The 18045-nt window shown below is 38.6% G+C and carries 2 protein-coding genes; both read left to right on the top strand.

The genetic code is table 11. The annotated features are described in order from the left end of the window. Positions 1-102 precede the first annotated feature (102 nt). Positions 103-9123 (top strand): DUF8202 domain-containing protein, encoded by a 9021-nt coding sequence (locus tag RQM59_RS04205; RefSeq protein ID WP_349240827.1) that lies wholly within the window; start codon positions 103-105, stop codon positions 9121-9123. A 150-nt stretch (positions 9124-9273) separates the two neighbouring features. Further along, entirely contained in the window at positions 9274-18039 is an 8766-nt protein-coding gene (locus RQM59_RS04200; protein WP_349240826.1) for a DUF8202 domain-containing protein, read from the top strand. The last annotated feature ends 6 nt before the right edge of the window (positions 18040-18045 follow it).

Genomic DNA, 18045 nt, shown 5'->3' with positions numbered 1-18045 from the left:
TTTATCTTGATAATTCACTATAAATCAACTATATTTGCGAGACATAAAAAAATAAGGGTTTTAATGGGGGTTATAAACTTTATTTTTTATCTGTTTGGGGGAATGGGTAAAAAAACTACACGTACAAGAATATTTACATGTTTAATTTTAATGGTGTTTATTGCTGTTAATAGTAATAAGCTTTCTGCGCAAGAAACAATTCCTAGCACGGGTTCTGAAGCTACCACTTGTGGTAATTGTGCTCCAACCGGCTGGTTAGATAATGGAGGTACACCTGATATCTCTAATAGAGATAGCGCAGGTGGACAAGGAAGCTTGGGAGGTGGAGATACTTGGGTTAATGCACCGCTTGCATTGCCTCCAACAGGAGATTTAACATGGATTACCATGAGAGATATTGGAGACTATAACGCTTCTCCAGTTGAGTCTGTTCGAACAACTATGGGTGGTCTTGTCAGTGGTAACGTATACATTCTTAACATGTATATAAATACATCCATTAGTAATGGAGATGGAGGGGATTATTACTCAGGACAATATATAGATCGCTTTTTATATCAGATCTATAAAGATGGAGACACTCCTGTAGATCAGACGATTATAGTAACTTCAGATGCTCATGACAAATGGACAAAGGTTTCAGTTATCTTTATTGGAGATCCAAATGGTTCTGGCGAAATGAACCTAGCACTTTCTCCCGATGACAACGCTGTAACAAGTGGAGACGATCAAAACTTTGAAAGCATTAACATTGCTGTAGAATTAAATGATCTTTCAAAACTGGATACGGATGGAGACGGTGTTCCTGATAAAGACGATATCGACGATGATAATGATGGTATATTAGATACAGTAGAAGCGACATTAAGTGGTACAGCTTATGCACCAATTGGCGATGAGGATGGTGATGGTTTACCAAATTACCTGGATGTTTTTGATAATAATTTAGCAGGAGGCGATAGTTCAAATACAAGTTATGTAGATGCCAACTCGGACGGAATACCTGATGTCTTTGATTTTGATAATGATGGTATTCCGAATCATCTAGACCTAGACAGTGATAATGACGGGATTCCAGATAATATAGAAGCACAAACCACAGCGGGGTATATTGCTCCTGCTGCTGACAATGCCGCTACATATACCACAAATAATGGTTTAAACTCTGCCTATGTAGGTCAAGCTTTTATTTCTTCACCTACCAATACTGACGGTACGGACGAGGCAGACTATAGAGATCTTAATTCAGATAACGATGCTACAAGTGATACCACAGAGGCAAATTTGATACTTAATGGTACTGTAGGTGATAATGGACTAGATAATAGTTATGACAATGGAGATGATTACACCGATGTCAATGGTGTTTTTGACAATACTCAAACGGATAACTTCCCTGATACTGGACCAGGGTCCGATGTGAATTGGAGAGATTCAGGGATAGATGGTACTTTAGACACAGATGGCGACGGTGTGCCAAATGATGTGGACATTGATGATGATAATGATGGTATTTTAGATGTAGATGAACAATCTGTATGCGCAGGTACGTTGTCTTATGAATTCTATGATGCAAATTATGCTCCTTCTGTAGACAATATTCCTACAACAGGAGCTTTAGCTACAGGTGTGGTAAGTGCTTTTGATGTAGACGCATTGTATTTGTTACATACACCGGCAGATGAGGAAACTTTTGGAATTCGTTACACAGGATACATCAACATAGAAACCTCAGAGACCTATACTTTTTATACCAATTCAGATGACGGATCAAAATTATTTATTAATGGTATTCAAGTAGTCGATAATGATGGAGATCATGGTCCACAGGAACGATCTGGAACCATACCATTAACTCCAGGAGCCTACCCTATTACCGTACTTTTTTATGAAAACGGTGGAGGAGAAAGTTTATCTGTCGAATACTCAAGTCCATTAATTACAAGAACTACACTTCCTTTTACTCCTTTATTCTGTACAATTGATGAACAAAGAGATACGGATGGAGACGGTATTCCAAATCATTTAGATCTAGATTCAGACGGAGATGGAATTCCTGATAACATAGAAGCACAATCTACAACAGGATATACGGCACCAAGTGGAGCAGTTGGTGCTGGATTTACAGATTTTGATGGAGATGGTTTAGATGATAACTATGACCCAGTTGTTGTAGGTGGTACAGCTGGTGGGGCTATTACCTTAATAGATACAGACGGAGATGGCACTGACGACTACCTGGATACAGATTCTGATGACGATGGTGCTGATGATAGAGTTGAAGCAAATTCTTCATTAACTGGATTTGTTGGGATAAACGGTTTGGATAGTAGTCGTGATAATGGAGATAATTACACTGATGTTAACGGAACTTTTGATACCACACAAACAGATAATTTTCCAGACGCAGACGGAGATGTAAACTCAGGAGGAAATGTAGACTATAGGGATGCCGATTCTGTATTCATTGATAATGACAACGATGGTGTTCCAGATGAAACAGACCTCGATGATGATAATGATGGGATTCTGGATTCCGTAGAAACAGCAGTATGTGTAAACGGACTAACCTACCAATTCTTTAATAGTACACCTTCTGGAGATACAGTGGCAAACATACCTACTACGGGAGCAGATTTCACTGGAACTGCAACAGATTTTGATGTCAATGGATTGGCAAATACCTTAACAGGAGATACAGAAACCTATAGTATTCGATATAATGGAACCATCAATATTAACACTGCAGAAACGTATACATTTTACATAAACTCTGATGACGGATCTAGATTGTATATTGACGGTCAACAAGTAGTTGATTATGATGGACTGCATGGAGCTAGTGGTCACCAAAGTGGAAGTGTAGCCTTAGCGATAGGAGTGCATTCCATAGAGATTTTATTCTTCGAAAACACAGGAGGAGATTCATTAGACGTAGAATATTCGAGCACAAGTGTTACAAGACAAGATTTACCTTTTTCAGTACTGTCTGCGGTATGTGATTCAGATAATGATGGTATCCCTGATTATAAAGATTTAGATTCTGACAACGATGGTATTCCAGATAATATTGAAGCACAACCAACCGCTGGTTACGATGTCCCAGATGGAGTCTATGATGCAAATGGTGTTGATACTGCATATACTGGCGGAATTACACCTCAAGATACCGATATTGATCTAACACCAGATTACTTGGATACGGATTCTGATGACGATGGTGTACTAGATAATACCGAAGCTGGTGTAACGCTAACAGGAGTTTACGGAAATAACGGATTAGATAATGCATATGATAATGGTGATAGTTATGTAGATGTCAATGGTAGTTTTGATAATTCTCAAACAGATAATTTCCCAGATGCCGATGGAGATGTCTTCAATGGTGGAGATGTAGATTATAGAGATGACACCTTTACCGTAGATACCGATGGCGATAGTGTAAATGATGAAGTGGATTTAGATGATGACAACGATGGTATTTTAGATAGTGTAGAAATGGGAACCTGTACACCAGGAGCATCCACCTTAGATTGGGATAGCCAATTTAGTATCAATGATGATCCTACAGATAGTCCGGCAAATGCATTTACCATTGATCATGTTGGATTTACTATTACGAGAACTTCGAACGTGAGTTCAGGTAGTACCTATCAGATCAATAGCAATACCGCTACAGGAGCATATAACTTATTACAGTTAGCAACTCAGAATGCTGTTTCAAGACAGATATTAAACTTCGACACCCCAATTTATGGAATGAGTTTTACCCTTGCCGATATAGATCAGGATACGGGGACTGCTACGGATAATATTCAGATAATCATTACCAAACAAGATGGAACTTCATACAGCTTAGTCGCTGGAGTAGACTATACAGTACCTGCTGGAATTACCGATTTAACAAATAACACCTTTCAAGGAAACAATGGTAACGATGGATCAAATCTTACCATTAACGCTATTCCAGAATTTATTACACAAATTCAGATCGTATATTCAAACACGGGGACAGGTAGCTTAACTGGTACACAGGTTGTAGCGTTAGGAGATTTATCTTTCTGTACGCCATTAGATACTGACGGTGATGGAGTATTTGATTTTAGAGATTTGGATGCCGATAATGATGGTATTCCAGATAATATAGAAGCACAAACAACAGGAGGTTACATCCCTCCTACTGGAAACTATAATGTATTTGGTATCGACTTAGCCTATGGATCGGGTCTTACAGCAGTGAATACCGATGAATTTGCTACCGTTGGAGCGGATACCATTCCGGACTATTTAGATCCAGATTCTGATGGTGATGGCACTAATGATGTCTTGGAGGCCTTAGACACTCCGTTGGCTAATGACGGAACAATGGTTACTGGAACGGTTGGAACAAATGGTTTAATTGATGATGTTGAAACTGGTGATACAGATCAGGGGTATACAGATATCAATGGGGAATATGTAGACCCAGAAACTGATGGTCTTTTAAGCGATATTGATAATGACGTAAATATAGGTGGGGATTTAGAGTATAGAGATATTGTTGTAGGAGTCGACACAGATGGAGACGGTATAGCCAACACTGCTGATATTGATGATGACGGCGATGGAATTCCAGACACTGTGGAGCTAGCAAATTTTGCCAGTACATGTAATATCACCTACGAATTTATAGGTACCATAGACGGTGATAGAGATCGAGGTGCTCCAGATGACTTAAATAAGGATTTTGTATTTGGCGACAATTATACTTTTAGAGTAACTTTTGATTCTGCAATGGCTGTTATTACCGAAACCACCATTGGAGATCAAAGCGTAGCAAGAAATGGTACAGTTACAGTAGATGGTACCGTGAAAAATATTAGTACCAGTGCTGGTAGCTTTCAAACAGTTAGACATACATCTGCAAGTGCTACGGTACATGACATTCTTATTGTAGGTCCAGATATGTCGGTTACTACAATTTCTATATACGATTCGAATAGTAATCTAATTGCTCGATTTGATTTTGGAACATCAACAAGTACTGTAGTGAGCGGATATATTGGTGTGGATAGTTCTTTATCACAAACAATGACAACCTATACCTGTTATCCAACTTCCGCTGATTCAGATGGTGATGGTGTTAATAATAATTTAGACATTGATGCAGATAATGATGGGATTCCAGATAATGTAGAAGCACAAACGACATCAGGTTATGTAGCTCCAACTGCCGTAGATACTGACGGTGATGGTTTGGCTGATGTATACGACCCAGATTGTACAGGTGCAAACTGCAGTGGTGTTACTGGAGTGGATTTATCAACACCAAATGATCATGATGGTACTGGGGAACCAGATTATCTAGATACAGATTCAGATGACGATGGCACACCAGACATTCAGGAAAACGGAGATTCAGATAATACACTTAGCGGGACTGATACCGATGGTGATGGTTTAGATGATAATTTTGAAGGATCAAATAATGACGATGGATATGATGTAAACGACGAGATTAACACACCTTCAACAGATTTACCAGACGAAGATTCAGATCTAGGTGCAGGAGGTGATGTTGATTTTAGAGATGATACAAGCGATCCCGTAACTCCAGGAGTTGCTGGAAATACACTATGGTTAAGAGCAGATTTAGATGTTACTGGAACTACCAACGTAACCTTATGGGAAGATCAAACATCAAGTTTAGATTTTACCGGTAGCGGTTCTCCAGACGCGACTGCAAATTTGTTAAACTTCAATCCGACCATTACGTTCGTTTCTGCAGATTTAGATCATTTTACACATACAGGAAATCTGAATCCAAGAACAATGTATATTGTCTATAATGATACATCAACCGCATCCTGGATTACACCTTTCACCAATAATGATGGGGATGGTATTGGTCATGGGCACACAGATGATACGCAGATATATAACGGAACCTTTACACCTGCCGCAGTAAGAGATGGTAGTGAATATGTGAGTGGGCTAGCTGCTGACTTTTTAACGATAGCAAGGCCAGATAATTTTGAAATGCATTCAAGAGTATTTACTTCTAATATTTCCAATGCTTCTCATATCTATTCTGTTGGTAGAGATCGTACACAAGCCCGATATTTAGATGGCAGTATCGCAGAAGTCATGTTATTTAGTGACGCACATTCCGATGCAGAAAGACAGCGTATAGAAAGCTATTTAGCTGTCAAATATGGATTTACATTAGACCCTACGGATGCTAGCGGTAGTATCATAGAAGGAGATTACTTTTTAGGCGATGGAACCACCAAAGTTTGGGATTATACCTCCAATAGTGCATATCATAATAATGTAGCCGGAATTGGTAGAGATGATGTAATGGCGCTCAATCAAAAACAATCTTCTTCGGTAGAATCTGGTACACTTATAACTATGGGGTTAACGGCTATTGAAACATCTAATGCACTAAACTCAAGTACCTTTGTAACCAATAAGGATTTCTTAATTTGGGGAAACAACGATGGTAGTGTTCTCGTGGGAGATGTTACATCATCTACATTGATTTGTGCTCCCGAAACTACCATGGCCAGAACCTGGAAAGTAATCGAAAATGGCGCAGTAGGTACTGTAGAAGTTGGTGTAGTGCAAGCTACTATTGACGCCGCATTGGTGACTGCCAATACTATTAAAGTATTTAAAGTGGCAGACGATGCTTCTTTTACAACCAATGTTGAATATATTCCTTTATCAACCACACAAACCATCAATGGTGTGGTAAACTATGTATTCGATTATGATTTTAACGGAACCAAATACTTCACCTTTAGTGAGATCAATGGTATCTTCTGGAATGGGGATAGTAACGCTTGGTCGGGGGGAAATAGTTCTGGAGTTACAAACGGACCTAGTACAAACTCTCAGGATCGTGATAAAGTGATGATCATTGACGCCGAAACCTCTTTAACGAATGCTGTTCTAGCAGAAAGTGTGGAAGTAGAATGTGTTTGGGTAAAAGAAAACTCTAAGTTGGTGATCCCAACGGATGCGTATTTAGAATTTGATGAAGACTTTATCTTAGATGGAGAAATTAGATTGGTAGGTGATGCCCAATTAGTGCAAACGCATACTGGACTTTCTAATGTACAAGGGACAGGTAAGATCTATAAAGATCAACAAGCATTAGTACCTAACGTATATAGATATCATTACTGGTCTTCTCCAGTAAGAGAAACTGGATTAGATAGTTATAGAGTAGGACAGGTATTATACGATGGGAATATTCCTACGTCAGAGACCTCTACCCTAACCCCTATTACTTGGACCACGGGGTATGATGGTGCTCCAGGTACTGCTGGAGTTACTCCGATTACGCTTTCCAAATATTGGATTTACACCAACTTAAATGACCCTGGAGATGGTTCTGCATGGGTGCAACAAGAAGACACGGGAGTGATTCAAAGAGGGCAAGGTTTCTCTATGAAAAGTACAGGTGTGGTAGGTCAGAACCTTACTTTTGCAGGAACCCCAAACGATGGATCTTTGGTGTTTAATTTCACTGGAGCAGGCGAGACAAGCTTATTAGGTAACCCATACCCTAGTGCCTTAGACATTACAGATTTCATAAATGCAAATATTAGTTCGATTGACGGTACTTTATACTTCTGGGAGCATACAGGAGAAGATGCCGCCTCAGCAGGATCAGAAGGACATAACCAAGCGGGTTATCAAGGAGGATATTCGCAAAGAAACATTTCCATGGGTGTAGCTGCTAATGGAGTGGCTGCTATAGAAAGTGAAACCTACGATTGGGAGAATAATACCACTCAAAATGCAGCGAGTGTTACACAAGTAGTAACAGAAGCAGCTTCATCTACGGATGTAACCGTTACGTATACTGTATCTAGTGGTGTTGCGAACCTAAATACAAGCTATGGTGATGCAAATGGTACTACTGGGAATGTGTTAAACAATACTGCTGGCCTATCAGTATATACAGTTGATTTAAGCTTTGACGAAAAAATAGATATATCTTCTATATATATTGTAAATGATAACCCATCTGCGGGAGATGTCTTATTTACATTCAATGCCAACAATCAAGGGACCTCCAATAACGCCGAAAGAACAATTACCTTGAATAATGATACAGGGAACACAGTGTCTCTAAATTGGAACGACATAGATTCTTTTATTATTAGTGGTCCGAGTGCAACAAGCATCAACCTAATAATAGATGATATTAACTGGTCTTTAGGAGGTGATATTTCATTAGGACAAGGAACTTATCATGCACCTAGTAGATATATGGCAGTTGGACAAGGTTTCTTTGCTTCTTCTTCAGCAACAGGCGGAACTGTACGTTTCGAAAATAGCATGCGTAATTATCGAAGCAGCTCTGCTTCAAGTGAGGCAACTTTCTTTTTTAGAAATGGAAATAACAGTCGAACAGCAGAAGAAGATGAAGAAGATTTATTACCAATTATCAAACTAGGTTTAGGATACTACAACGAAAATGATTATTCACTACACAGACAAATTGGTATTTCATTTAGAGCTGCGAATAGTTTTGGTTTTGAAAATGGATATGACAGTGAAATGTTTGATGTTGGTGGTACAGATATGTATTGGGAGTTTGACCAAATACCCGATAAAAAATATGTCATTGCCGGGGTACAAGGTATCTCAGAAGATTTAGCAGTTCCATTAACCATTGAAATTAATACAGATAAAACAACGGTAATACGAGTAGATGAGCAATATAATATCAATGTCCCTTTCTATTTAGAAGACCGTGTTACTGGAGTATTTCATGATCTAAGTGATGGAGTACAACTAGATTTACCGAACGGTACATATAAGGATAGATTCTTCCTAAGCTTTAGTAATACAGCTTTATCTACGGATGAAAACGATATACTAAATAAAGATGTACACCTTTTCGTTGATCAAAATACAAATGAGATCGTTATCAAAAACTTTACAAACCTGAATATCGAAAAAGTGGAACTTTATGATATTTTAGGACAAAAAATTAAAACTTGGAAATCTTTGGATAGTTCCCCAGAAAATAGACTTAAAACTACGAGCTTATCAGCAGGTGTATACATTGTTAATGTAATATCGGAAAAAGGTAAGTCCTCCAAGAAAATCGTATTTGACTAATATTTTCTACTAGACAAAGTGCCAAAAAGAGCTGCTGCACAGCAGCTCTTTTATTTTTTACTTGTACGCCTATATAGTATCTGAACACTTCATTTTGACTAATTGCCTAAAAATCACTACATTTGTGCTTTACTAAAAAATTAAGTTTAAATGGGGGATATAAACTTTAATTTTCATCTGTTTGGGGAAACAGGTAAAATTACTACGTACAAAAAATTATATACTATTTTTTTTGCAATACTATGTTTTGCTATAAGCAATACGGAATTGTATGCACAAACTATTCCTAGCACGGGTTCAGAATCTACTACGTGTGGTAACTGTACACCTACTGGCTGGACAGATAATGGAGGAACACCCGATATTTCTAATAGAGATAGTGCTGGGGGTCAAGGAAGTGTTGGTGGAGGCGCTACCTGGGTATCGCAATTACCAATACCTCCAACTGGAGATATCACTTGGATTACCATGAAAGATTTAGGATCTTCTGGTATTGCGGAAGAATCCGTAACTACTACCATGGGAGGATTGGTTTCAGGAAAAGTATATGTTCTTACATTATATACGTTATCTGCAATAAGTAATGCAGACGGCGGTGGTGGAGGTACCGATTATTATTCTGGTGAGGCGAAAACTCAATTTGATTATCAAATTGGCTCTAACCCTAAGCAAACTTCTACTTCAATTGCAACAGGTACTTGGACCAAAACTAAATTCTATTTTATTGGAGATCCAAATGGTTCTGGCGAAATGTCACTTATTGTATTTCCAGGAACATATGCTTCATATGATGGGACAGGTTCTAATCTTACTGTAAGTTCTTTAAATTTTGCTGTTGAGTTAAATGCATTAGAAGAACTAGATACCGATGGAGATGGCGTTCCTGATACGGATGATATTGATGATGATAATGATGGTATCTTAGATACGGTAGAAACCACTTTAAGCGGCACGGAATATGATCCTTTAGGGGATGAAGATGGAGATAAATTACCCAACTTTTTAGATACCAATGATAATAATGGTACATCTGATGGTTCTACAACAAGTTATGTAGATGCAAACTCTGATGGTGTTCCTGATGTATATGATTTTGACAATGATGGAATTCCTAATCACTTAGATTTAGATTCTGATAATGATGGTATTCCCGATAATATAGAAGCACAAACGACAGCAGGATATATTGGACTAGCAGCAGATAATGCAGCTACATATACCGCTAATAATGGTTTAAATTCAGCCTATGTGGGACAAGCTTTTATTTCTGCTCCTACAAATACGGATGGAACTGGCGAAGCGGATTATAGAGATCTAAACTCTGATGATGATGCTACTGATGATACTACAGAGGCTAATTTAATTCTTAGTGGCACCGTAGGTGAAAATGGGTTAGACAATAGCTATGATAATGGCGATACCTATGCTGATGTGAATGGAATATTTGACAACACACAGACAGATAACTTCCCAGATACAGGGCCAGGCCCTGATGTGAACTGGAGAGATTCAGGTATCGATGGCACATTGGATACAGATGGTGATGGTGTTCCTAATTCAACGGATGTAGATGATGATAATGATGGAATTCCTGATTCCGTTGAAGGTACAGGTGATACTGATGGTGATGGGGTTCCAAACTATTTGGATCTAGATTCAGATGGCGATGGTATTCCAGATATTATTGAAGCACAAACTACTGCGGGATATGTGGCACCTGATGCTGCTGGAACCATAGATACTGATGGAGATGGTCTCAATGATGCGTTCGATCCCGATTGTACAGGTGCGAACTGTGAAGGTGTTACTGGGGTTGATTTGTCTTCTCCTCTCAACACAAACTCAGGTTCAGATTCTGTACCTGACTATTTAGACACGGATTCTGATGGAGATGGGACTTTAGACAGAATTGAAGCTAATTTATCCTTAAGTGGAAACGCTGGTGTAAACGGATTAGACAGCAATTATGACAATGGGGATGATTATACGGATGTAAACGGAAGTTTCGACGATACACAATCTGATAACTTCCCAGATACAATAGTCGGAGGTGATGTAGATTGGAGAGATGCAGCGACGGCTTTTGCAGATAATGATAATGACGGAATTGTGGATAGCGTAGACCTTGATGATGATAATGATGGAATCTTGGATAATCAGGAGCTCTGTAATAATAGTGCCACAACAAGTAATACATCTACTATAAATGTATATATTGATTTAGGAGGTTTTGAGAATGAAAATACCTGGACACTAACAGGTCCTAGTGGATTCTCCGAAAGTGGAGGCCCCTATGCAGATGGAGACGATATTATTGACCTAAATTATAATGTAACTACTTCTGGAACCTATGTCTTTACACTTTTTGATTCTGCAAATGACGGTTTAGATACTGCTGGAGGATCTAATGAAAATGGAGGATCCTTTTACAGGATTTCTCTTGATGGAAGCACCGTTTTTGAAAGTGGTCAATTTCCAGATTTCGGAGATGGATCGACCGAGGCAGCTGCAGTTGTAAATACGGTGGTTACGCTACCAAGATCTGCTCCTTTTTTATGCTTAACGGCCGATCCTTCAGCAGATTCTGATGGAGATGGGATTGTAAATTATGCAGACCCAGATTATGCCACAGCTAACGGAACTACCATTGTAAATGGGGTGTGTGCAAGTTTAGATACAGATGGAGATGGAATTATTGATAGTTTTGATCTTGATTCCGATAACGACGGTATTCCTGATAATATTGAAGCACAAAGTACAGGAGGTTATGCCGTACCCGATGGTGTTTATGATAGTAATGGAGTAGATACTGCCTATACAGGAGGATTAACTCCTGAAGATACCGATAGCGACGGAACTGATGATTACAAAGATACAGACACGGATAACGATGGTATCTTAGACAATACGGAAGCTGGGTTAATTCTTACAGGTATTTATGGAAATAATGGTCTAGACAATGCTTACGATAATGGAGACAATTATGTTGATGTAAATGGTAGTTTTGATAATTCTCAAACGGATAACTTCCCTGATGCGGATGGGGATGTATTTAATAGCGGGGATGTAGATTATAGAGATGATACATTTACCGTAGATACAGATGGTGATGGGGTAAATGATGAAGTAGATCTCGATGACGATAATGATGGAATTGTAGATAGTATAGAGATTGGATCATGTACACCTGGAGCAGCAAATTTTGTATGGGGTACACAGTTTAGCACCAATGATGATCCGACAACCAGTCCTGGCAACTCTTTTACCATTGATAATGTAGGCATTACCATTACCAGAACTTCAAATGTTACGTCTAGTAGTACCTTTGGTGTAAGCAATGGAACAGGTGATGGAACTTTTTACAGCTTGCTACAATTAGCAACAGAAAATGGAAGATCAAGACACATATTTAATTTTGATGCACCAGTCTATGGACTTGGTTTTACCTTATACGATCTTGATGTAGATACTGGAACAGCGACAGATAATGTGCAGGTTATCATTACAAAACAAGATGGAACAACATATACCATGGTGGCTGGTGTGGATTATACCGTACCTGCTGGAATCACCGATTTAACCAACAATACCTTCCAAGGGAATAATGGTAATGATGGTTCAGACCTGACAATTTCTTCTATTCCTGAATGGATTACTCAGATACAAATTGTATATGAAAACTCGGGAACAGGAAGTTTAACAGGTACTCAAATAATGGCAATTGGTGATTTCGCTTTCTGTACTCCTTTAGATTCAGACAGTGATGGTGTATTTGATTTTAGAGATTTAGATGCAGATAATGATGGTATTCCAGATAATATAGAAGCACAATCCACACAAAATTATGTGGCTCCTACTGGTAACTTTAGTTTATCAGGAATTGACTTAGCATATGACACTGGTTTAACACCTATAAATACCGACGAAATGGCCGTTGTAGGTGCAGATGCTATTGCAGATTACTTAGATACAGATTCGGATGGAGATGGTACTAATGATGTCTTAGAAGCTTTAGACACACCTCTTGCGAATGACGGAACCAGAGTAACCGGTACCGTCGGAACAAATGGATTAATAGATGATGTTGAAACTGGAGATACCGATCAAGGCTATACAGATATTAATGGAGAATATGTAGACCCTGAAACTGATGGATTATTTAGCGATACCGATGCTGATGTTTCTATAGGTGGAGATCTACAATATAGAGATACTGTAGTAGGAGTAGATACAGACGGAGATGGTATAGCAAATACAGTAGATATTGACGATGATGGTGATGGAATTCCGGATGAAGTAGAATTAATGTGTAACACCATAACGCCGCCTACTCCAACATTAGATGATTTTAATAGTGTTGCCGGAGGCTCGGTGGATGAAACAGAATGTGTTGACGGTATTTTAACTTTTAACAATGGAGCTAGATTGAATAGACCAGATGAGTTTGTTCGTGTAGATTTTGGTAGTGAATTACCAACAGGTACGGTCATATTTGTCTATTTAGCCGTTAATAATATTAACAATAAATCCGTCAACATATATCAAACCGATACAGATGGAAGTACACAAGTTAATCTAGTCACTCAAACAGATACACAGATTAATGCTGCGGCCGGAGGTAATAATTTGGTAACCATATACAATTATACCTTGTCAGCTCCTACCCAATTTTTTGAAGTGTATATGACTTCTAGAGGTGGTGGTAGAATTGAAGTAAATGAAATTGTTCCACAATCCTATACAAATCCTGCTTGTAATCTATCTTTAGATTCTGATAGCGACGGTATCATTGATAGTTTGGACATCGATGCTGATGGAGATGGTATTCCAGATAATATAGAAGCGCAAACTACTTTAGGATATGTAGCACCAACAACAGCAGATACAGATGGGGATGGTTTGGCAGATGTATACGATCCTGATTGTACGGGTGCAAACTGTAGTGGTATTACAGGAGTCGATCTATCTATTCCCAACGATGATGATGGAGATACTACTCCAGATTATCTAGATACAGATTCAGATGAGGATGGAACTCCAGATATTCAAGAAAATGGAGATTCGGATAATGTAGCCAGTGGCACAGATTCCGATGGAGATGGATTAGATGACAATTTTGAAGGATCTGACGTCAACGACGGCTATGATGTTAATGACGAGATCAATACACCTTCTACAGATCTACCGGATGCAGATTCTGATGTAAACGCCGGCGTCGATGGCAATAGTGATGTAGATTTTAGAGATGCTGTAACAGGTACCGTGACACCAGGGGCTACAGGTAATATTTTATGGCTACGTGCCGATATTGATATTTCAGAAACGACCAATGAGGTAACCAGTTGGACAGATCAAACTAGTACTCCTTTCAACGCATCTAATTCAGGCGTTACAGGACCAGACCTTATTCCTGGTACAGATGCTTCTGCTTTGAACTTTAATCCTGTGCTACGATTTGAGAATTCTAACGAAAGTTTAGTAATTACGAATGGAATACTAGGAACCGGAACAGCAAGTGATAATGTATGGGTGTATGGTGTAAGTATGTCTAATTCAGCTACCGCAAACAATTATATTGTCGACCAGAATGGTGCAGGTGCCGATGTAATTTCTTTACAAGCCCCTAATGGCGGTAGTAGTCAGGTGGCTTTTCAATCGGGTAATGGAACCATATTAACGAATACCTGGGGAGGCACAACTGGTGTATTTAGTATTTGGAATGGATTCAATTCTACCACGGCCGGATCGACTCCTACAACGACCAATAAAGGAGTCTACAGAGATGGGTTATTATTAAACACCAATAATTCAGGAGATAGCTTTACAAGTGACAATTCAGACCTTACCATTGGTACAGATGGAGCTTCTTTCTTCAATGGAGATATCGCTGAGATCATGGTCTTTACTTCTATTCCATCGGATCTAGAACAACAAAATATACAATCTTACCTAGCGGTTAAATATGGTATTACGCTAAATAGTACTGATACCGACGGAGACATCGTAGAAGGTGACTATATTTTAAATGATCTTAGTACTAAGGTTTGGGATTATACGGCAAATACAACAGGTACTGACTTTCATAACGATGTTGCTGGTATTGGTAGAGATGATGCCCTAGCTTTAGCACAATATCAATCAAAGTCTATCAACTCAGATGCTATTATTACCATGGGACTTACCGAGATAGCAACATCTAATGCAACTAACTCTAACTTTCCTGTTTCAGAACCTTATGGCACAGGATTCTCTTCCAATAAAGATTTCTTAATGTGGGGAAATAATGATGGTAGTGTCTTAGTTGGAGGTGTTAGTGTAGATGTTCTTGTTTGTGCTCCTGAAACGACATTAGCAAGGACTTGGAAAGTAGTAGAAACAGGAACTATGGGAACTGTAGAAGTAGGTGTCGTTCAATCTACTATTGATGCAGCATTGGTAACAGCCAACACTATCAAAGTTTTTAAAGTAGCAGATGACGAATCATTTACAACTAATGTAGAATATATTCCATTAACAACAACACAAGATATTAATGGGGTTACCAATTACGTATTTAATTACGATTTTAATGGAACTAAGTACTTTACCTTTAGTGAAATCAACGGTATCTTCTGGAATGGAGATAGTGCTTCATGGACAGGAGGAAATAGTTCAGGAGTTACGGGTGGCCCTAGTACGAATTCTGAGGATCGTGATAAAGTATTGGTGATAGATTCAGAAACTTCTTTAACCAATGCGATCCTGGCAGAAAGCGTAGAAGTTGAGTGTGTTTGGGTAAAAGAAAACTCTAAGTTGGTGATCCCTTCAGATTACTACTTAGAATTTGATGAAGACTTTATCTTAGATGGAGAAATTAGATTGGTAGGTGATGCTCAATTGGTGCAAACACATACTGGACTCTCTAATGTACAAGGAACAGGTAAGATCTATAAGGATCAACAAGCCTTAGTACCTAACGTATATAGATATCACTACTGGTCTTCACCTGTAAGAGAAACAGGACTAAATAGTTTTAGAGTAGGACAAGTAATGTATGATGGAAATCAGGCAACAGCAGAGAACTCAACTTTAACAGCAATAACCTGGAATTCTTCAGGGTTTGACGGAGCTCCAGGAACAGCGGGAGTCACTCCTATCACCATTGCTAATTATTGGATCTATTCTAATTTGAATGACCCAGGTGATGGATCGGCTTGGGTACAACAAACCGAAACTGGTGTGCTCCAAAGAGGGCAAGGATACTCTATGAAGAGTACTGGAGTAGTTGGGCAAAACTACACCTTCTATGGAACACCTAATGATGGTTCTTTAGTATTTAATTTTACGGGGGCTGGAGAAACTAGTTTATTAGGTAATCCATACCCTAGTGCATTGGATATTACAGACTTTATCAATACCAATATTAACTCCATTGACGGAACATTGTACTTTTGGGAACATACAGGGGAAGATTCTGATTCGACCACAATAGAAGGACATACTCAAGCAGGGTATCAAGGTGGGTACTCGCAAAGAAACATCTCTATGGGTGTTGCAGCAAATGGTGTAGCTGCTATAGAAAGTGAAACCTATGATTGGGAAAACGCAACTCAAAATGCGGCTAGTGTTACACAAGTAGTTACAGAAGCAGCATCCTCAACAGAGGTAACCGTTACATATACAGTGTCTAGTGGTGTTGCTAACCTAAATACAAGTTATGGTGATGCCAATGGTACTTCAGGAAATGTATTAAATAATTCGACAGGTTTATCAGAGTATGTAGCAACCTTTACTTTTAGTGAAGATGTTGATCTTTCATCTATATATATAGTGAATGATAATCCTTCTGCGGGGAATGTGCTTTTTAAATTGAACCCTAACAATGCTTCATCCACTAATAATAGTGAGGTTGAAGTTACTTTAAACAATGATACAGGAAACACCGTAAACTTAAATTGGAATGATGTAGCTTCTTTTACTATTGCAGGACCAAGTGGTATTGACATCAATCTTGTGATCGACAATATTCTATGGTCGATTGGTGGTGAAATTTCTTTGGGACAGGGTACGTATCATGCACCTAGTAGATACATGGCAGTGGCACAAGGTTTCTTTGTTTCTTCGTCTGCAACAGGAGGTGATGTACGATTCGAGAATAGTATGCGAAATTATAGAAGTAGTACTGCTCCTAGCGAACCTACGTTTTTCTTTAGAAATGGCGACAGACAAGAACAAGAAGAGGAGGATTTGTTACCTGTTTTAAAACTCGGTATGGGGTATGAAAATGAAAACGCTTATGACCTCCATAGACAAATAGGAATCTCCTTTAGAGCGTCCAATAGTTTTGGATTTGAAAACGGTTATGATAGCGAGATCTTTGATGTAGGAAATATTGATATGTACTGGGAGTTTGATGAAATTCCTGACAAAAAATTCATTATCGCTGGGGTACAACCAATCTCGGATAACTTAGAAGTACCGCTATCTATTGAATTGGATTCTGACGAACCTGTTTATATCATGATTGATGAAATAATAAATATTGATGTACCTGTTTACTTACTAGATAAGATTACCGGAGTGTATCACGATCTTAAAGATCCTATAGAGCTTCAAATACCAAATGGTTCTTATAAAGATCGTTTCTATATAACTTTTGGATCTACCTTATCGGTTGATGATAATAACGTGTTAAATACAGACCTTAACTTGTTTGTTGACCAAAATACGGACGAGATCGTTATCAAGAACTTTACAAACTTGAATATCGAAAAAGTAGAACTTTATGATATTCTAGGACAAAAAATTAAAACTTGGAAATCTTTGGATAGTTCCCCAGAAAATAGACTTAAAACTACGAGCTTATCTGCTGGAGTATACATTGTTAATGTAACTTCAGAAAAAGGTAAGTCCTCCAAGAAAATCGTATTTGACTAATATTTT

Source organism: Asprobacillus argus, assembly GCF_032248395.1.
Classification (GTDB): domain Bacteria; phylum Bacteroidota; class Bacteroidia; order Flavobacteriales; family Flavobacteriaceae; genus Polaribacter; species Polaribacter argus.
The sequence above is the reverse complement of the archived record's forward strand: the minus strand, read 5'-3'. Positions and strand labels throughout refer to the sequence as shown.